Raw genomic sequence first — 19641 nt, forward strand, 5'->3', positions numbered from 1 at the left:
GCTCAAAACGCAGACCGGATGCCATCGCAGAAACCGTTAATTACATCGCCAGAAGCCTGAAATCACAAACGAAGCACATAAACCAACGGTTCTTCGATCGCTCCACATGGTTTGGTTTTTCCTCTCACTGTTGTTGCTCAAAAGATAACACTCGAGCGCTCCGGTGAAACTGTTCAATGAGCCACCATCCACGACATTTTTCCTTCGTTTCTTGTGGCTTGTCGGTGAGGATAAAAGACCATGGCGACTTATAACGTTTCGTCGGGGCAGGTTGCTTCGAATGAGCTCGTGTATGGAGACGTTGAAACCGTCTCGAGCGGCGGCGTTACGCAAGACCAGCACAATGGCGGTCAGCGGTTTGTTCTTTCCGGCGGTATCGTCCGTAACGGCGTCGTCAGTAGTGGAGGTAAGGATTATATCTCCAGTGGAGGGTCCTCATTCCAAGGGGTCATTCAGAGTGGCGGCATTCGATATCTCTCTGCAGGTGCAACGGCTGACAATCCGTTCATCGCGGGAGGTGGCACTGTTAGTGCTGCAACCGGCGCAACAGTGCTGGCTGTTAACGCCTTTAGTGGTGGTGTTTTAAGCGCCGCCACCGGAGCTGTGATCAGCGGCGGTAATGTGGCAACAGGAGCCGTGATTACAGCAAATGCTGGAACGCTTCTGGAGGGCACAATCAACGTCTCTTCAGGCTCTACAGTGACAAATGGGACGCTTACCGGCTCTGGTGCAGCGCTGAGTGCTTATACCGGGTCTGTTATTAGCAACGTCAGTGTCGGGAGCAGCACGCGCCTCTATCTGGGGTCTGGTGCTACGGGGTCTGCCAATCTCGTCAATGGTGGCACACTTGAGATCGCAGGGGGAGCTACCCCCAGCAATAACCGATTTGGAAGCGGAACGGGTGGAACTATCATCATTGATAGTGGCACTACCTGGAGCAACAATAACACGACAAGCTTGGGCGTAACTTCTGGTAATACTTTGATTGTCCAGAGTGGAGGTGTTGTCACAGGCACTGTGATTGCATCCGGCGGAACGACAGTTATTTCTTCCGGCGGTATTTTACGCGGGACGCAGGCGGTTGTTTCCGGTGCTACCCTTTCCATTAATACCGTTAATTCCGGCGCAACGGTTAATGTTCAGTCGGGAGGTGTCGTATCGGGCCTTACCACAGTCGCGAGCGCGGGTGTTCTCAGTGCTGCCAGTAACTATATTTATAGTGGCACTGTAACCAATTATGGAGCGGTTTACGGCGGAACACTCTCAGGTTCTGCGCAGTTGATTGCTTCGGGGTCGGGGGCAAACTCCCTCACGTCAGGTGTATCGATTGAAAGTGGCGGGCGCCTGTATCTGGGCTCTGGCGCAACCGGATCCGCTAATCTGGTTAACGGCGGAACTCTGGAAATTGCCAGCGGCGCAACCCCAAGCAGCAATCGGTTTGGCAGTGGAACTGGCGGCACGATTATCATTGATAACGGGGTAACATGGAGTAATGCCAACAGCGCGGCTTATAACGTAACATCCGGAAACACGCTTGTTATTCAGAGCGGAGGTACAGTTTCTGGCACTGTGATTGCGGCTGGCGGTAAGACTATTATTTCTTCCGGTGGTGTTATCGCGGGTACGCAAACCGTCTCTTCCGGTGGTACACTGGTTCTGAATGGAACTGCGGGCACCGGCGTTGTCTCGCTGGCGGGTGACGGTGCAAATCTGGTCATCAGCGGCACGACAATGCCGACCAACACCATTTCCAACTGGTCTCCGACGGATACGATCGAGCTTGCGTCCATTCCTGCCGCAAGTGTCACCAGTGTTACTACAACATCTACCGGCATCACATTTTACACCAAAGGTGGCAGCTACTCGCTGAACGTACCGGGTGCCAGCAACTACGGTTATACGCTCTCGTCTGACAGCAATGGCGGCCTGATCTACACGACTTGCTTTGCAGAAGGCACCTCGCTGATGACGCCGGATGGCGAAGCAACTGTCGAAACCCTCGTGCCCGGTACCTTGGTCATGACGCCGAAGGGCGCGATGCCCGTCAAATGGTTGGGTCATCGTTCCATCACGGTAGCAAGCCAGCCTGTTCCTGAAGACAACTGGCTCGTTCGCATCCGTGAGGGCGCTCTGGCTGATGGTGTTCCGTCCCGTGATCTGCTGGTCACGCAGGAGCACTGCATGGTCTTCGAGGGCAAGCTCGTCCCGGCCCGTATGCTGGTCAATGGCACCTCAATCCTGATTGATCGCACGATCAACAGCTACACCTACTACCACGTTGAACTGGACAGCCATGAAGCGGTCTGGGCTGAAAACGCACTGACCGAGAGCTATCTCGACACAGGCAACCGTGATCAGTTCGACAACCACACCGTAACGGCCCTTTTCGGAGGCTCCAGAAAAACGGGCGGTTCATCAACGCTACCGCTGGAAACCTCCCGCGCCTTCGTTGAGCCGATCCATGCAGCCATTGCGGCACGTGCCACCAGTGCTGCGCCTCAGCCGGAACTGACCACAGACCCGGACCTGCATCTGGTCACGAACTTTGGCCAGGTTATTCGTCCGCTGCGTACGGCGCACGATCGGGTCATGTTCATGATCCCCGCAAATGTTGCGACTGTGCGTCTCATCTCCCGGACCAGCCGTCCGAGTGACACGATCGGACCATTTGTGGATGATCGTCGTGATCTCGGTGTGCTGGTAGGAGAGGTGTCTCTGTTTGCCGCTCGTCAGACAACGAACCTGACAACACATCTGTCGATAGCTGATCTGTCAGGCTGGCATGGTCTGGAATCCTCCACCTATCGTTGGACGGATGGCAACGCGGCTCTGCCACTCCAGAGTCATGTCACGCTGAACAGAGACCCCAGTGTGCTTTCCATTCAGATCGTCTCTAGCGGACCCTATCTGATGGACGCTCCTGTGGCTCAGACCGAACTGCGTCAGGTCGGTTAACAGGCTCTAAGGGCCAATGGGGAGGCATTTGCCTCCCCATTTCATAATTTAATTACTCAACCAATTAAAAGCTGGCTCTACGCCAAGCCCCAATAAATATAGACATTTCATTTCGTTCAGAGGTGCTAACTCCGGCATGCTCGGACCTGATCACGAAGTCCGATATAATCTCCTATCCAGCGCATCACCTGCGACTGCGGGCTTTTTCGGATCTCACTCGCTAATTCCTTTTGCTCAGCATCTGAGTACGAAACGAGGGTAGGGCACATAGCGGATAGAGGTGCAGCTTGTTAGGGCAAGCCCGAGAACAATCCACTTCATGCGTTTCCTCTGTTTGATCGCGCTAAAATGTCGCTCTCAGTCGCTGGTTTATCTGTTTCAGCTTGGGCCATAGTTGAGGTCCGATAGAGTGCGTCTTCTGCCTCTTTGACGTCCTGGTCAGCCCTATCGGCTTTCTGCGATTTGCCCCCTGAGGAAGGTGTCAAACCTGCCGAAAAACTGGCGGAAGATAGCAATTTCTGAGATTGGTGGTGGACCCGACGCAACTAGATAAATCTATTCAAAACAGTAGCTTATCTCGTCAAACCATCGAATTCCTACAACGGAAAGTCCACGCGCGAATCGACGCTGTGTCAAACCTTATTTTATGATCGTTGGTGTCATTCTGATAGCGATAGTTATGGCAAAATTTATTTTGGGAAACAGAAAATGAAGAATTACAAAGAAGACTTTGACGAATTCATGATTGGTGTGAATGGAGATAACCCCATAGGAATTTGGTGGTCGCTTGGTCTTAGCGATCATGATGAACTTTCGTTAAAAGAGAAGTTCAATTTATTTAAAGAATTTTTCTGTTTTGCAATAAAAGAGAATAGGATTATTGAATACGATTTGAAAAAAAATGTCGCTATTTTTTCTAGAGATGAGCCTGACGTAGTTTTTGATAGAATATTCTCAGATTTCCCGTGGGATAAAGTCGATGAAAATTCTAGTGATGAAAATAAGTATTTTGATATATACATGCATACAAAGTTTGATGGATGGGCGACTTTGTGTGCAGGAACGCATCTATTTATTCCGGAATAATAAATTTTCTTATCTATTGAATATTGCAGAATTTATGGATGCGAGACATTTGGATCGCGCTTTGAATTAAGGCAGGACAGTCCTGCCTGTGTGTGCGGATCTCGGCCGCCATTTCCTTCTGGAAATCAGCCATCCAGGGATGCAGGGCAGGGCACACCACCTTGATGCGTGGTTGCCCACACCCAGCCAGCACCAGGCACAATAGAACAGCTCGCATTATGCTTTTCCCTTATTTAGAGCATCCAGAAGCTCATCAACGGCCTGCGGAGCATCTGCACCGCGCTGTTCCATGGCTCGCAGCTGCGTCACCTGAGACTCTGCGTCTTTGACGTCCTGATCAGCCGTATCGGCCTTCTGCGATTTGCCCCCGGCTCGATAGAGCCCGAGGGCCGACGCCACAGCCACAAGGACCATGACGCCGACAATCGCCAGATTGGCGGTATTCACTGAGCTGGCGCCTGAGTGACGGGACCAGCAGCGATGACGCGCTCCAGATCCGTGGCACCTTCCAGTGTCTTGGTCAGAGCAGCATCGAATGCCGTGATATCAACATGCTCGGCCAGCTTCGACATGGATGCAGCCAGAACGCCCTGAAGCACGAGGCCACCAACGCTGATGCCCTGCTGAACCGTAGGCGTGTCAGCCTTGCCCAGAGACTGATTCACGAGACCTTCAAGGGCCGTTACAGAACTAAAAGCCATAACTGTTTCTTCCATAAAAAAAGCCACCTCGATGGGCGGCGTTGCATCCGACGGTCTGACAGCAGGATTGCTGCCTCCTTCGGAGATCTGAGGAATGAGGATGATCGAACCGGGTCCGACGGACGGGTTCAGTCAGGTAGGCGCTTTGGGCTTGCCCTTGCTGTCCAGGATTGGCACGCCACTGTCTGCGCCTGCCTTTTTCAAGAGCGGTGCTTCAGCCCGTGTCGTCATGACGGCCGTGAGCCCGATCTTGTACATGGCGGCAGCATATTTCTGCTCGAAGGCCAGAAAGCTCAGAAGCTGATACGGCCTCACCCAGATCGATCCCGGATCCGGCGGCGCAATCCTGGACCGCAGGAAGCCGCAGAGATTCAGCAGCATCGACGTCAGAACAAGAAAGATGCCACCCCAGAGCAGGACTTGAGGCGGGAGCAAGCCGAGAAGGTCAGACCATTGCATGGCTCGGCCCCATGACTGTCCGCTTGCCCAGGAACACGTCCCGTTCATAGGCGCGGCGCGTGGTCAGACCAGCCAGTTCGACCAGGTGCCCTTTCACAGTTGCCTTGTTCCAGCGTGTCAACTCATTGGCCGCACCAACGTAACAGCCGGCATTGAGCTTGCGCAGCAGCGTGGAACTTTCCACGGCCGGTGTGCCGACGTTGTACTGCCAGGACAGAAGAGCGGCCCGCTGGACGTCTGAAAGCGCAACCTTGACCAGGCGTGACAAAGAGGCGTCCAGAGCCATGACAGATTGCAGCAGCAGGCTGGCAGCATCCGCCTCACTGATAGGGGGCGTTTTGGCCGTGACGGGCTTGCCGTCCTTCAGCCAGCGGCTGCCGTAACCGATCGTCCAGTACCCGGCAGGGCAGACATACGGCTTCGACCGGAATCCTTCGAAACCGGGCAGCTTTAAGAGCGTCATGGCGAGCACGACGGCAGTTTCAGTCATAGGATTAATACCTAACAATTATTTTTTACGGATTGTGAGTCTGGATCTAAGTCGATTATGGTTTCATTGGAATAACCAAAGGAAAAACCAATGCCATACGTAGTAAGCTTTGAAGACTACAAAAAGAAAGCAATCATGTCCGCTTTTATAAAGGCGGGAGATATTGCTTTTTACGCTCAAGGCAGAGCAAATATAATGTTATCTCAATTACATAAAGATAGAAGTCATCAATCGGACTATGAGGAAGACTTTTTTCATTTTAAGATTGACTATGATTTTTTCAAGGAGAACGGCTTTATAGATTTCCGAGATGGAAGAATATTTTTCTCGGAAAAAAAGAAGCCTGATCTTAAATCCAAGAATTATGTCGCAATTTTGCTACATAATCCTTTAGAAGATATACCCAATTACGAAAACGATGATGCGTGTATAGATTGGGTGTATGTATCATTTTCTAAAATAGAACACGATTTATTCTTAAAAAAATATCCTAATGCGAAAATTATTTCGGTTTAGTTTTATTTTATAGATACAACAAGGTGAACTACTCCGGATCCAAGAATTGACGTCGCTAGGGTGACAAGTGCTGTAACCACAGCCTTGCCACCCATGACCCGATCAACCTTGGATCCGAGAGCTTTGATTCCGGCTTCCAGATCTTCCTTCAGGTCGTTAATCTGGGTGCGCAGGGACGCGATCTCCGAGCGCATTTCCACCCGAAGATCGGAATACTTGTCCCCCAGTCCTTCGACCTGAGTTTCGAGCTTCAGGGCGCGATCCTGCAATTCCCGGATCAGGTCGTCTTTGCTGGATGGTGCGATCTGGAGTGGCAACGGGGTCAGAGCGTCAGGCATGGTTTTTCCATAAAAGAAGCCGCCCGGAGGCAGCTGTCAGAGAACGTCAGAAAAGAAGGGCCAGTGATCAGGCCATGATTGGGTCAGGCCGCGCCGGCAAAGCCGTGCTGGTCGTGTCCGTGCCATCCGCGATGGCTGCGATCGCCTTCACATAGGCCTTCATCGGATCCGTGAAGGCTTCACCCATCGCGGCGGCCAGGTTGACCTGATACTGGATCCAGGCCTGTTCGGATTTTGCCTGGTCAGGAAGTGGCACAGGAACAGGCGGCGGCGTGTAGTCGATCAGCTGGCCGTCCTGAACGCCCTTGTTTCCCTTGTCCGAATAGTCTCCACCCAGAGCCTGCCAGTCAGCAGCGGACAGAAGCAGGAGATCATCAAGCGCCGGGAGGTTCTTATGAGACCCAAGGGTCCACAGGTCGTACCAGCCCGTAACAGCAGCAGGCTGCGCGGCCGTATGATCGAATTTCGCTGCATAGCGGCTGGCATAGACCAGAGCGCCGCCTGAGACCGGAATATTCGTCGCCCCAACCGTTTCGGCAAACTGGTCTGCTGTCAGGGCAATCAGATCAGACACAGCCGGCAATGCCAACACATTGATCTGTGCCTGGACGTTGTTCGTAGTCCCGGCCCAGACGTCCAGGACACCCGTGACGACAGATCCGTCTGTGGTTGCATAATAGCGGGCGGGATAGGCTGCTTTGATTGCATCGAGTGCAGTTGTCATATCGTTTTGTCCTATCGAGGCCCGGACGCAATCACAGAAATCTGCTGCGAGGCGTTGGAGTTCGAATTGATTGTAAATCCGCCTGAGTCGGCGTTGGTCCACCACAGATCAAGGCGCTGGGTTGTGTTGAAATTGATGCTGTCCGGGCTTCCGGAAAATCCGGACGGGAAATTCACCCGCTGACCATTCTGGATGACGACCTGCCAGCAGTGCAGCTTTTTCGACCTGTCCAGCGGCAGGTCTCCGATCTGGGCCAGAATGTAACTGGTGAGAGATCCGTCCGGCTTGTAACCGCTCAGGTAAGGCGCATTGGCGCTGTTGCTGAAATTGACTGCGTTGATCTTCAGATCCCCACTGGATCCGGAGGTTGTCGGCTGCGTCGTGACGTACGTGCCGGTCGGCTGTTTGTTATTGATCTGGCTCTGAAGATAGGCGGCCGTGTCCGTCAGGGCCTGTGACTGCGCATAGTTGCCAATGGGCTGGGCATAACTGCGGATCTGGTTGGAGACGTTCGCGTTCGTGGGGACAGCCAGAGCGCCCCAGGTCGTCAGGAACTGGAAATAGGCAGCGCTATTGTCCTCGGTCGGGGCATTGACCAGCTGGATATTCAGGACTGGCAGGTTGCCACCACCGACATCCTTGTTGATGAACCGGTTCTGGGCATCGACAGCGGGCAGAGCCTGCTGAGACCCCCAGTTCGTCACGGACGGAACAAGCGCCTCGACAATGACCTGAAGCCGGGACAGAGATCCACTTTGTGCCGTGATATCACCCCGCAGCGCCAGAGACCCGTTGCTATCGAGGACAGGCGTGTAGGACGCTGGCACCCAGGAATAGACCCGAACGGTTCCAGTGAAATTCAGCGCCTGCGCCGTATTCTGCGTCGTGCCTGTCACGGTTTGCCGGCTCAGGGTATTCGGTGTCCCGACTGCCAGGACGCCCACACCCCATTCGGCCTGCGTGCCATCATCAGCAAAATAGAACACCTGCCCGCCACCCGGAGCCGCCGAGGCGAAAGAGCGTCGGTCCTGGACGGCACCATTCAGCACGAACGAGGCCGTGCCCGGATTGGTGGCCGTCTCCAGGACAAGATCAAGAAGAAGCGGTGCTGCCACGTCAAAGCCTTTCCGTCAGTGTGAAGGTTTGGGCATGCCGGTCGGCTGGCCCGAAGGGATTGGAGAGATCACCGCCCGACAGACGCCCGAACAGTGCCGTGTGTGCCAGCGCAGCCGAACTGACAGACGGATCCGGCACGAACAGGATATTTTGCCCCGTAGCTGCGACACGCTGGATTTGTCGCAGCACCACTGCATCCGCATCGCCGTAGGACTGATGCGCGATCGACAGTCCGCGCTGGACGTAGCGTGCATCTACGAACTCGCCACCTGACAGCGTCGTGGTGCTCTGTTGCCCCACCGTCAGGCTTTCGGTGCTTTCGGAGGAATAGTTCCGCACGGGCTGCCAGAGTGGCCCGGCATAGGCCAGCGGGATCGAAATGAAGCCGTCCGGATTACTGGCATCCCAGACCGTGATTTCAAGAGAGTCACCAGACACAGGCGCTGCCAAAATCCGCAGGCACTGCCCGTTCTGGATATTGGCACCAGCCGTCTGATCGAACGTCACGGTCGCACCGTTCCGGATCTGGATGCGCCAGGTTGCTGCTGTCGTCAGGTTGGTCCGGTGCAGGCTGATCGCCCGGATCGACTGGACAGAGCCAAGTGCTGCCTTGACGTCAGCACTCCATCCGGTGCCCCCGGCTGCCACGCGCCAGGCTAGGCTTGCCGCGCCCTGCTGGTTTTGCAGGTTGGTAACGGGCAGGCCAGAAACGCCATTGCCGGACAACGCAGCCGGCAGCAGTACATTCTGCCAGCCAATGCCGCAGTTTTGCATTTTCAGACCAGTATTGTGAGGGTTGTCGTATTGCCGGAGCTGGTGACGTGTTCACTGACCACAATCCCCGGAACAGCGGATTTCGCACCTGGCACAGGCGCCTGAAGCGATACCGCATCCCCGAGATCCACAGCCAAAGCCACGGATTGCGGCACGTCTACCGCCCAGAGGTGACGGCGCTTGCCCCAGACCGATCCGTGCCAGTGCGCTATCCCCACGGCATCCGCCTGATTGGCCAGAGCCGTGGAGATCAGCGCGGGATCGTTTGGAACGCGCCACTGAGCTTTGACGGTCGTATCAAACCACACAGCACCCCGGTCGCTTTCGGCAATCAGGGACTGACGATCCGCCGAGGCCTGCGGATGCAAACCGGATCCGGAGGTCTGGATTGTGAAATTGTGCTGCCAGCCAATCCGCCAGCGCCAGGTTGGCGGATCCAGAGAACTGTCCAGAGACACGGGCGAAATCGCGCTGATGACGTCCGTGGTCAGGGTGAGGACCGGATCCCCCGCATCCGCAGGATCCTGCAACCGGATCGGCCGTAGGGTGCCTGTCCGTGTCGGGACCAGGGAAACGCCCAGACCCGACAGCAGCGTGCTGACCGCCTGACGGCCTGTCACACTGCTGGACCCGTCCCAGAACCAGCCGCCCGCATACGGTGCCAGGCTGGACGTCGCAGTCCAGGCCGCATCGATATAGGCAGAGGGCATCACCATGTCTTCGATCAGGAACTGTCGCAGAACGTCCAGAACGTTGGCGGGAGCTGCCCCCGATCGAAAGCGCCCCACCGCATCGACGGTGATTCCATAGACGGGTTTGGTGCCCAGTCGGATCCAGGTGCCCGCACTGCTGGACAGAACGGTGTACGTGCCGGGATCCGGAGACGTGGCGTAAAGATCAGTGACGGTACCGCCGAAAGCGATGCCGGCATAACCGCCCTCATACAGCGCCACCACATCAGCGGGACCGTCTGACAGCTGATAGACATAATTGCTGCTGTCGATCAGAACAGGCGTGACGTTGCAGACCGTACCCCGTAGCCGTGGAATGTCACGGCCGACGACGTTGCTATCGCCGTCCAGACGCCCGGTGCCCCCATAAACCGAGACAGGAACAGTCCCGTCCAGCCAGTAGGTGGCATCGAGCAGCGTGATGGACACGCTGTTTAGACCCGGCTGCCAGTTTTTCCCCAGGCCCGCGAACACGGGACGGAGGGAGCCAGAGGCCGGATCCGTCCAGATCTGCCGTGCCGTATCCCAGAGACGTTCGCCCTCCCGGAGCGTAACGGGAAGATGGTCATTCACACGGCTTTGCAGCAGACCATCCAGAACGCCGTCCGGATTGGCCAGCGTCAGGATCCCGATAGAGAACGATCCGCCCAACGCATCTGCTGACAGGGTCAGGGACCGTGACAGATCCAGCGCCTGCGTGACATAGGGCGGATAAGGGATGTGGTTCTCATCCACATAGCCCGCATCCGAGAACCGCAGGGTTTCGACGGATTCCGGATTATCCGGAAACTGCGTCAAAGCGCCCCACGGCACATTTCCCCACCCCTGAACCGCTGCCGGCTGCGTGACGGCCGGCAGAACAATTTCCAGTTCGACTGTGCGAAACCTCATGCCGCCCTCGGCCGTGTGGCGTCGGTGACAGCCTGAAGCTGTTGCTGTTTCTGCATTGCTTCCACCACTTTCAGGAGGGTTGCCATCTGATCCGATACCGCCTTGGTGGCGTCTGTCTGCTGGTTGGCCAGTTTCTGGACCAGATTGGCCGTGATCTTGTCGCTATCCGACTGGCCAAGCGCTTTGAGGATATTCGAAACCTGCGTGAAATCCGTGCTGTATCCGGTGCCAGACCCCTGCCACGTCTTGGACGTGGACAGGAAAGTGCTGGCGTCGGACTGGATCCGCGACAGGGCATCGTAATCCCCGCCCATGGCCGCCTGATAATCGCTCATCAGGTTGTCGTTGGCGCTCTGGTACTGCGCCTGGGCAGACAGCGGCGACGCGTCAGACGTATTCAGCCCCCGCGCATAATCCGTCAGGCTGGAAAACACCGACGTGACAGACTGCTGCGCCTGGGACTGATACTGTTTCAGTTGCGCCACGGACGTGCCGTTGTACTGTTGCTGGATCTGGAGGCGCTCGGCCGCCAGTGTTTTTTCCAGATCGGCCGACTGATCTACGTAGGCCTGCTGGGACGAATACGCATCGCCCAGGAACGAACGCCAGGTGTCTTTCAGCGACTGTCGCTGCTGATCGGCACTGGTATCGAAATTCAGGAGTGCTGCGCCTTCATCATCACCCGTGGCTGTCAGGTAACGCGCCCGGACACCCGCATCAGACTGATTGAGCGTGGTCATGTTGTTCGCATAACCCTGATCGTACAGCGCCTGATACTTGGACGTGATCGAAGACCCATCCAGACCATAGGCCGACGCCTGCGACGCCGCAGCGTCATAGGTCTGTTTCAGCGTCGCCATCTGGTCCACCCAGGACTGTTGCCCTGAAACCGTGGCAGACAGCAGGCTCGGCATCGTCGTGTTGACGAACGTGGAGATCGTGGAGATCTGGGTCTGGAGATCGGACGTGGACAGCGATTTGCCGTCCAGCGCCGTATCGAGCGCCGTTTTCAGATCCCCGGTCGCTTCGGTGAAATTCTGGATCGTGACGGTACCGTCCGAATTGAATTTCGAGACCGAGACACCAAGCTGGTCAACCGTATCCGCCATGGCCTTCAGGCTCTGGATCGCTGCCGTATAGGTGGAGACGTCCGTGATGTCCGAGGGCATCCCCTGAGACAGCGCCTGGTTGAACGTGGCGTCAGAGCTGGTCAGCGTGGAACTTTTCAGAAGATCCGTCAGGGAAACGGACCGCATCGCCGCGTTTTTATTGTTCTTGTCGTTGCGGACCGTGCCCAGATAGCCACCGCCGATATCAGCGCCAGTCGCAGACAGAACGCTGTTGATCGAGGAGATATCCGTCTTCAGCTGCTCCGTGATCGTGTCCGTTTGTGCCTGGTTCCAGGTCTGGCCCAGAGACAGCTGACCATCGATCGTCTGCACCTGGTCGATCGTGTAGGGGTTCTTCTTGTGCCCGAAGAGGCCTCCAAGAAGGCCACCTAAACCGCCGCCCACCAGGCCACCGATCAGCGTCCCAACGCCTGGAATAAACGAGCCGGCCAGCGCACCAATGCCGGAGCCAATTCCGCTGCCCAATGTGCCGTTGGTTCCACCGCCGATACCGCCGAGAGCAGAGCCGAGACCGAAGCCAGCCCCAACGCCGCCAAGCAGGTTGCCGACTGTCGCCGTCCCGAACAGATTGGTTTTCAGTCCGGAGGACAACCACGAGGCACCACCAAGGCCGCCAAGCGAACCATAGGCTGATGCCGCCGACCCCAGCCCACCCAAGGCATCTGCATCGTCCTGTGATCCAATATTCACTGTTGGAATGGAAACGCCTCCCACAGCGCTACCGCCTCCAAAAAGGGAGCCGATACTGCCAAGGGTTGTGCGGCTTTTACCGTCGATGGCACTCAGAAGTGGATTGATGAGCGCCAGCTTGGCGATCATGGAGACCAGCTGGCTTTCGACGCCCTGCATGGCAGATTTGAAAGTCACCCCGCCATTGGAGGCATTGACGAAGGCCTGCGTGAAGTCACCGGAGAGCGTATCCGCTGCTGAGGAAATATCACTGGTCAGCTCATTCAGTGCATCCTGCTGTTGCTGGTAGGCATTCGTGGCTGACTGGATCGCTGCCACGTTCGCCAGATCCGTTTGACTGGCCTTGGACGTGAGATCGGCACCATTCTCCAGAAGGCTGTTCCGCTCTTTCAGGACTGCCATCTGAACCGAAACCGCATCCGAGTTTTGACCCAGAGACGCCGTTTCCGCCTTGATATAATCCAGATCGAGGGACTGGCCATAAGCCTTGCGTGCGGTGGTCACGTCCGCCTGTGCGGCCGCAGACTTGTTCAGGGCATCCGTGAGAGCAGCCAGCTGACGGGCCTGTTCTTTCGTATTCCCTGTCGAGGTATTCTGAATCGTCTCGGACGCTTCCACAGACCGCAGATACTGGTCGAGGCTGCCCTTGCTGCCATCATAGGAAGACAGAAGCGCTTCCTGGGCAGTCGTCTTGCGGGTCATGGACTCGATCGAGGCGTTGAACTCGCCCGTCAGGATCTGCTGTTCCCGCGCTTCAGCCACCAGAATGTCAGCGGTGGAGGCATGGGCCTGACCCATCTTACGGGCAGCGTCCTCGACCTGTTGATCCACCTGGACCATGGCTTTCTGGGCGGCTGATCCAGTCCATGCCGCGTCCGTGGCCTGTTCCTGCTGATGCGCCAGCTCCTGAAGCGGATCCCGGAGTTCGTTCAACGCGCCCTTATGGGTCAGCAGACGATTGGTCAGATCCTGAGTGGACGCCGCATAGTCAGCGTCCGTCACCTTGCCAGCCTTGTGCAGGTCATCCAGTGCCGCCTGGGCAGACGTCAGCTGCTTGATGGCGTTGGTTTGGTCCTGCACCTGGGAGGCCGTAGAACTGTCCGAAGACTTCAGGGCATCGCTGACCTTTCCCTGCATGCTGGCAACAGTCGTGGCACCATAGACTTGGCCGCCCGTCACCTTGTCCGCATAATCCTGGACAGACTGCGGAACAGACTTCGAGCCCTTCAGGTAGGAATCAACATTTCCTTCGCCCCAGTTGTAGGCCATGGCCACAAGCTGCTGATTGCCATCATACTTGGAATAGAGGCGGATCAGGAGCCTTTCAGCAGCCGTCACGTTGCCGGTTGGGTCCGTCAGGTCATTCCCATCAGCATTGGATGGCATCACCTGCATGGCGCCAATGGCCCCAGCAGCCGACATGACCACCTGACCGTTCTTGTACTGACCCGTGGCGCTTTCCACAGGCTGGATCCGGTGTGCCAGGGAGAGGACGTCAGAACTGGCCCCGATCTGAGAACCAACACTGTCAATCAGTCCGGAAATTCCAGACGATGAACCGCTGCGAAGAGTGGCCTGCTGCGCTTCATAGGCCACATGCGCAGGCTGGAAACTGTCCATCCACTTTTTGAGGCTCTGGACTTCCTTTCCCATGGACGCCAGGGCTTCGATCCCCTTGGTAGCAGCAGAAACAATGCCGTCCCCAATAGCATTGGCATAGCTTTTCGCGCCCTCGATCTGAGGAGCCCAGTCGTCCCGCAGGTCATGCAACGACTGTTGGAATGGCGTCAGGCCTTGTTCTGCTGCGCCCTGTGTTGCCGTGCCGACCTGCTGCATGAGCAACTGCCAGGCCTGAAGACGGTTGCCAGAGTTTTGCAGATCTTCGATCTGGCTGACCAAACTCTGATGAACCCCCAGCAGGCCCTTGTCCGCAAAATCCTGGGCCGCTTTGGCCGGATCCGCATAGGCATCCGCCATGGTCTTGGCGGCTTCCGGGACGGTTTCACCCATCACTTCGGCCAGATCCCGAGCCTCGGCTGACAGTGCCTTGAGGCTGGAGCCATCGACTGTCGGCACGGCCGCAAAGGTCGTGGTGACAGATCGGCTATCATCGAGCGATAAGCCGCTGCTGGACGAAAGCTGACGCGCCGCGGCTTCGGCCGACGATGCCATGGCCGTGTAATCGTCGCGGGTCGCTCGCAGGTGCTGTGACAGGGTTGCCAGTTGCTCCTGTTCGGCTTCTGCTGCAGAGCCAACTTTGTAGAGTGCTGCAGCGCCCGCAAGAGCAGCAACAGCTAGACCCCCCGGACCCGCAAGAAAGCCGCCCACGATTTTAACCGTAGAGCCAAAGCCACCCATCACCTGCACCATATTGGGCACCTGATAGAAGGCGGCTTTCATGGCAGAGCCGCCAGACATCACCTGGTCAAAGAACTTATGCGCTTCATCAGCGACGATACCGAACTGATAGCCAGACAGCTTGACCTTGTCGGTCGTGTCCTGGAGCGCATCGCTGGCCCGCTTGGCTGATTTCACTGCTGCGTCATGTGCATCCGACAGCTTCTTGACCTTTGCGGTCTGGGCATCGATCGTGCGGGCAGCTTCTGCCTGCGTGACCTCACCTTTGCGGACACCCTCATTCACCGTTTCAGTGACTTCATTCAGCCTGTCCTGCGCCTTTCGCAGGGCTGTGGCTGATTTCGTGACGGTATCAAGGGTTTTAACCCAACCTTCGGCCGTTTTGGTCGTGCGGGTAATTCTGCTGTCTGTAACTTCGATCGACTCACCAACCCGGTCAAGACCATCCGCAACCTTGTCCAGGGCATTGGCATCTGCCTGCGCCGCAGCTGCGATCTGGCCACGATAGGAAACCTCGATCTGCTCAACTGTCGGCATGATGAAACCTCAGGTTCTTCGGGTAAGTATCAGAGCCGGATAGGTGATCGCTTTTCCGGCTGTTCGGTCTTTGGCGCGTCCATTGCGACGCAGGATGTAGGGCGCATTGTCCAGCAGGCCGGACGGCACCGTGACAAAGGCCCGGGCCGCGTTCACGGTCGGGAATTTTCGCTGAATGGATTGGCGCACAGCTTCGACAATTCCGGGCGGAACGCTCATTTTCATGGCGCCAGTGTCGATCTTGCGAGCGTAAGGCTGAGGATTAACAATCATCACCTCTTTGCCCTCCGGGACGTCAGCCACGTCGTCTGTCCAGGGCTTGCCCTCGACCACGACCACCCAGCTGTCCCGATACCGCCCGGACCGGACAGGGGAACGCTCCTTGCAAAGCTGGAGCGCAGCCTTGGCCGCCAGACCCATCACGTTGAACTTGTAGAGAATGAACCCGTCAGGCCGGACAGAGCTTTCCGGCGCACCCTGACGCCCATCCACGTTCGTGGTCCAGTGCGGAGGAGCATCACCGCGCCTTGCGGCCGTGTCACGGGCATTGATAGCAACCCGTGCCAGATAGGCCGACTGGGCCGCCGGTGACAGCGCCTGATCCCGGAACAGACGGATATTCCGGGCAACACTGCGTGGAGACGCCATGATTATTTCCTCAGAGCGTTCTGGAGATCCTGCGTGATCTGAGTGTTCCGATGCGTGAGGAACACGATGTCCAGAGCCCGCACCAGGCGGAACACAAGCGGGCGTTCGTCCGCCGTGACACCGTTGGCATCACACCACCGATCCACGGCCACCCAGCCGATGGGTTGGGGGCGGGAAATAATCCGGATCGCCCCCATGCCTGCGCCCAGACCATCGGTAATCCAGAGACGGTCGTGCTGGAGATCGTGCCAGGCGCGCCAGGGCACCTCATTCCAGGGATCCGGGAGAACACGGTGCTCCAGAGCCGCTTCGCGGATCTCCGGGATTTCGTTCTCTCCCATGAATTGGCCCCACTCCATCTCCCACTGGAGTGAGGCAATCAGTTTCCCTCAAAAACCTTCGCCTGTTCTTCCCGCTCGGCACCGACACGGCCAGCCGCCATCAGGGACAATGTGACAAGGGCCGGATACTCGCCGCTGGACAGCATGTCGCGGAACGCATCGATCGTCAGATCCTGTCCATCGTCGCCTTCCAGTCCTTTGACGCCCAGCACACATTCCTGGGCCAGAGCCTTGCCCTGACACAGATCGTCGTTCGACGGGGGCAGCGTGTCAGGCGCGTAAAAGCCAGCGCCAGCCCGAACAGAGCGGTTCAGCTCACGCGCTTCTGCCAGACGCAGCGCATACAGCGTGTCACGATAGGCAGGCGTAAAGCCGCGCGTTGTGATGAAGAACGTGTTGCCTTCAGGTCCGACTTCGATTTCTTCGCCCTGGGACACACGGTTACGATCGCGCGAAAAGGCTGACAGCTTTGCCATGTTAATTTTTTCCGTTTGAATTGAGAGTACAAAAAAACCGCCTCGGAGGGCGGCGGATATGTCGTCAGGCTGAATAGCCCCACTGGGCATCGAGCCAGGCGATGCGGCGGACGACCCAGTCCTGAAGATAGAACGGCGCGGAAATCACGTTCGTGCCCCAGGCCGCCGTCTCTTTCAGGTAGAGATCTGATCCGATCGGGCCAGAATATTTCCGGATAATCTCCCAAATATTCTGAGGATCCAGAACACCAGACGTGCGGATCCGGGACCACAGCCGTGCAACGTCTCCTGTTGCTACGAAATAGGAGAACAGTGCGTTCCAGGCCGGATCCCCTGTGTGCACGAAGCCTACATTTTCAGGGAGTGATCCTGCATCTCCCTGATGATTCCAGACACAACCAAGCGTCTCGTCCAGATCGTAGGGGAAGAAATAGGCCGTGCCACCGTTCGCGCTCCAGTCCCAACCGCCGATCATGACGTTGTTATTGAGACTGTCGAACGAGCCGACAATTTCGCAGAAGATCACATAGAGCAGGAACGACGGGACATTCAGAACTGTGTGGGCTGTGGCGGGATCCACAGTGCCGTTCACTACGCCTTTGAAGAAGTCAAAGAACCATTGCACGGCAGCATCTTTTGGCTTCTTTGGAGACGTAAACTCCCATAGATCCGGCTGCCATTCCGTCAGAACATTCTGGGACACATGCTGGGGTTGCAGCAGGTAGTGACCCGGATTTTTCTTGTCCATCAGGAAATCGCCCTCGTCAGCCGAGGTGCGCATCATGCACACGCCAAAGAAAACGCCGTTAAACGACAGGACTGCCGGATGACAGTCTGTCGAAAACAGCGCACTGGTCTGCCGGTCTGTCTGGTTCAGCGTGGCCTGTTTCCAGGTTTCCGGTGGCGCAATCAGAGACGTGGGATAGTCCAGGGAGCGATAGATCCGCCGCCAGAGTTCAGCTGAAACTGATTCACGGACCAAAGACCGATCGAAAAGAGTCGGATTTCCTGGAATATTCCCATACGACTTCAGGGTAATCTTTTTTGACGGCAGCCAGTCTCCAACCGAAACCTCGACGTCGTCGCCCGCAGCATTGGAGACCTTGAGCTTCCAGTTCTTCTTGTCAGCTCCCGCAGAAGACTGGCCCTGAATTTCCAGCGTCGTATTCAGGACCGCCACCGGCTGGCTTCCGACCGAGATCAGAACTGTTCCAGAGACAATATCCCCATTCAGGGGAACACGGGGGACATAAACATCAAAGTACAGGGGACAGTTGCCCCGCTGCAATGACAGAGACGTAGCAGTGAAGACGTCCATTACTGACCTCCAGCAGCCTTGGCAGCCTCAAGAGCAGCAAGTCGCTTTTCCAGATCAGCAATCCGGATCTTCGCAATGCCCAGCATCAGCATGGCAATTTCGTCATACCGGACGGACTGGTGCATCACAGGCTTTCCGGCCGCATCGACTTCCGGGACACGCTTGGACTGGATGCTGGTGCCGATCCGCACGCCTTCCTTGCCGTCTGCGTCCGTGAACTTCTCTTCAACCGGAACAACCATCTGCTCTTCGGTATAAGAGGCATCTTCGCCCCACAGACCAAAGTTGGCTGCATCAAGACCCGCAGCTGAAAATGCAGCCTGGATATCCTGGGCAATGACCCCGATATGCGTCCGAGCATCTGCGCCCTTGGCATCTTCAGCCGCCTTGAGGGTGTAGGTCTTTGGCGTAATCGCATCAAAAACCTGACCGAGCTTGGCACTGTCCGCGTAGGCGGGATCTCCAATCGTGCCGATGACCGTCTTGGCCTGCGCATCAGATGTCTGGATTGTTCCTGTGGCGGCATAGACTGCAGAGAAGCGTGCGCCAGAACTGCCCAAGGAGACGGTGCCGTCTTTCATTGGTTCAAATGAGCCACAATCAATCCGAAGACGTGCATTCGCTGCTGTGCCATCACCACCATCGGCAATCAGAGCGGCGTCGTAAGCCCCAACACTGAACTCGTCATTCGTGGGCGTTCCGTTACGGAAGCTGGCAGGGGCACAGTTGAAGGCCAAAAATTGCCAGTTGCCGCTGTCATGTCTGCCGATAGCGGACTGGATGGAGAAGCCCCGACTGCCAAGAACCGGATTACCCTGCCAACCCCAGGCAACATTGAAGTCCTCAGCCTTCCATGTCGTCGCGTCGTAGCCGTTGTTCTTTTCGAAGAAGGCGAAGCCTCCACGGCCAGTGCCCGGATTGATATTGACCAGGAGCGTGTTGGCATTGATGGCAGAGTCATTCCAGCCAGCCACAGCGCCTTGTCCCAGCATACCATTTTGTTTGGCGCTAAAACTGTTGGCTGCCAGGCACGACACGCCGTCCACAAATCCTGCCACTGACGTTGTCTGCGGAAATTGCAGACTGGTTTTGGCCAGGAAGGTTGCTGTTGCCCCAGAGACAGCATCAGCTGCCTGACCGGCAGCTTGCACAGCCTGGGCAACAGTTTGCTTCAGGGCGGAAAGGGATGTGGCATTCCCAGCCAGGGCCGTGTCGGTGGACAGCAGAAAATCTGCAAGCCTGCGAGAGACCGCGTTGCCTGACGTGTCGTTATACTGAACCGTCAGGGCAGAGGCATCGCCGCCTGTGAACTTGTCGACAGCAACCACGCCCAGGGTGGTTGGGTTTTGATTTGTAGGCATG

Annotated in this window: 18 protein-coding genes; 3 read left to right on the plus strand and 15 right to left on the minus strand. The window is 56.7% G+C overall.

Annotation, left to right across the window (positions count from 1 at the left end; all coding sequences use genetic code 11):
- Positions 1–240: 240 nt before the first annotated feature.
- Together HKD32_RS02355 and HKD32_RS02360 are read left to right on the plus strand one after the other, a co-directional pair.
- Positions 241–2955 (plus strand): Hint domain-containing protein, encoded by a 2715-nt coding sequence (locus HKD32_RS02355; RefSeq protein ID WP_061928404.1) that lies wholly within the window; start codon positions 241–243, stop codon positions 2953–2955.
- 708 nt (positions 2956–3663) lie between these two features.
- Positions 3664–4041 (plus strand): hypothetical protein, encoded by a 378-nt coding sequence (locus tag HKD32_RS02360; RefSeq protein ID WP_194257426.1) that lies wholly within the window; start codon positions 3664–3666, stop codon positions 4039–4041.
- 216 nt (positions 4042–4257) lie between these two features.
- Here the strand turns inward: HKD32_RS02360 and HKD32_RS02365 are convergent, their stop codons facing one another.
- The 4 genes from HKD32_RS02365 to HKD32_RS02380 all read right to left on the minus strand — a co-directional run bounded on the left by HKD32_RS02365 (position 4258) and on the right by HKD32_RS02380 (position 5691).
- Entirely contained in the window at positions 4258–4488 is a 231-nt protein-coding gene (locus HKD32_RS02365; protein ID WP_194257427.1) for a hypothetical protein, read from the minus strand.
- Positions 4485–4742 carry a hypothetical protein gene (locus tag HKD32_RS02370; protein ID WP_194257428.1) on the minus strand — a complete coding sequence of 86 codons (258 nt, stop codon included), beginning with the start codon at positions 4740–4742 and terminating at the stop codon, positions 4485–4487. The genes HKD32_RS02365 and HKD32_RS02370 overlap by 4 nt, the downstream gene beginning before the upstream one ends.
- A gap of 132 nt (positions 4743–4874) precedes the next feature.
- Entirely contained in the window at positions 4875–5201 is a 327-nt protein-coding gene (locus HKD32_RS02375) for a hypothetical protein (RefSeq protein ID WP_194257429.1), read from the minus strand.
- Entirely contained in the window at positions 5188–5691 is a 504-nt protein-coding gene (locus HKD32_RS02380; protein ID WP_228118699.1) for a lysozyme, read from the minus strand. Before HKD32_RS02380 ends, HKD32_RS02375 begins: the two co-directional genes overlap by 14 nt.
- Positions 5692–5781: 90 nt before the next feature.
- Between HKD32_RS02380 and HKD32_RS02385 the strand changes: the two genes are divergently transcribed.
- Positions 5782–6207, plus strand: a complete 426-nt coding sequence (locus HKD32_RS02385) for a hypothetical protein (protein ID WP_194257430.1) — start codon at positions 5782–5784, stop codon at positions 6205–6207.
- 2 nt (positions 6208–6209) lie between these two features.
- On the opposite strand, the gene HKD32_RS02390 is transcribed toward HKD32_RS02385, so the two are convergent.
- The 11 genes from HKD32_RS02390 to HKD32_RS02440 all read right to left on the minus strand — a co-directional run bounded on the left by HKD32_RS02390 (position 6210) and on the right by HKD32_RS02440 (position 19640).
- A complete protein-coding gene (locus HKD32_RS02390; protein WP_194257431.1) occupies positions 6210–6545 on the minus strand; it encodes a hypothetical protein in 336 nt (111 codons plus the stop codon).
- Positions 6546–6612: 67 nt separating this feature from the next.
- Positions 6613–7269 (minus strand): hypothetical protein, encoded by a 657-nt coding sequence (locus HKD32_RS02395; protein WP_194257432.1) that lies wholly within the window; start codon positions 7267–7269, stop codon positions 6613–6615.
- A gap of 11 nt (positions 7270–7280) precedes the next feature.
- Entirely contained in the window at positions 7281–8384 is a 1104-nt protein-coding gene (locus HKD32_RS02400; RefSeq protein WP_194257433.1) for a hypothetical protein, read from the minus strand.
- A gap of 1 nt (position 8385) precedes the next feature.
- On the minus strand, positions 8386–9159 hold the full coding sequence (locus HKD32_RS02405) for a hypothetical protein (RefSeq protein WP_194257434.1): 774 nt from the start codon (positions 9157–9159) through the stop codon (positions 8386–8388).
- A 2-nt stretch (positions 9160–9161) separates the two neighbouring features.
- On the minus strand, positions 9162–10781 hold the full coding sequence (locus tag HKD32_RS02410; RefSeq protein WP_194257435.1) for a hypothetical protein: 1620 nt from the start codon (positions 10779–10781) through the stop codon (positions 9162–9164).
- Complete coding sequence (locus tag HKD32_RS02415) at positions 10778–15496, minus strand: phage tail length tape measure family protein (protein ID WP_194257436.1); 4719 nt, start codon at positions 15494–15496, stop codon at positions 10778–10780. Before HKD32_RS02415 ends, HKD32_RS02410 begins: the two co-directional genes overlap by 4 nt.
- A gap of 9 nt (positions 15497–15505) precedes the next feature.
- A complete protein-coding gene (locus HKD32_RS02420) occupies positions 15506–16144 on the minus strand; it encodes a hypothetical protein (protein WP_194257437.1) in 639 nt (212 codons plus the stop codon).
- A gap of 2 nt (positions 16145–16146) precedes the next feature.
- Positions 16147–16485: a hypothetical protein gene (locus tag HKD32_RS02425; protein ID WP_194257438.1), complete on the minus strand. Its 339-nt coding sequence runs from the start codon at positions 16483–16485 to the stop codon at positions 16147–16149.
- 38 nt (positions 16486–16523) lie between these two features.
- Positions 16524–16961, minus strand: coding sequence for a hypothetical protein (locus HKD32_RS02430; RefSeq protein WP_194257439.1), 438 nt, complete (start codon positions 16959–16961; stop codon positions 16524–16526).
- 64 nt (positions 16962–17025) lie between these two features.
- The gene (locus HKD32_RS02435; protein WP_194257440.1) at positions 17026–18279 is read right to left on the minus strand and encodes a CotH kinase family protein; all 1254 of its coding nucleotides are present in this window, start codon (positions 18277–18279) and stop codon (positions 17026–17028) included.
- The gene (locus HKD32_RS02440; protein ID WP_194257441.1) at positions 18279–19640 is read right to left on the minus strand and encodes a tail fiber domain-containing protein; all 1362 of its coding nucleotides are present in this window, start codon (positions 19638–19640) and stop codon (positions 18279–18281) included. Before HKD32_RS02440 ends, HKD32_RS02435 begins: the two co-directional genes overlap by 1 nt.
- Position 19641 lies beyond the last annotated feature (1 nt).

Origin of the sequence: Gluconobacter japonicus, assembly GCF_015244665.1 — a bacterium.
GTDB classification, from domain to species: Bacteria; Pseudomonadota; Alphaproteobacteria; order Acetobacterales; family Acetobacteraceae; genus Gluconobacter; species Gluconobacter japonicus.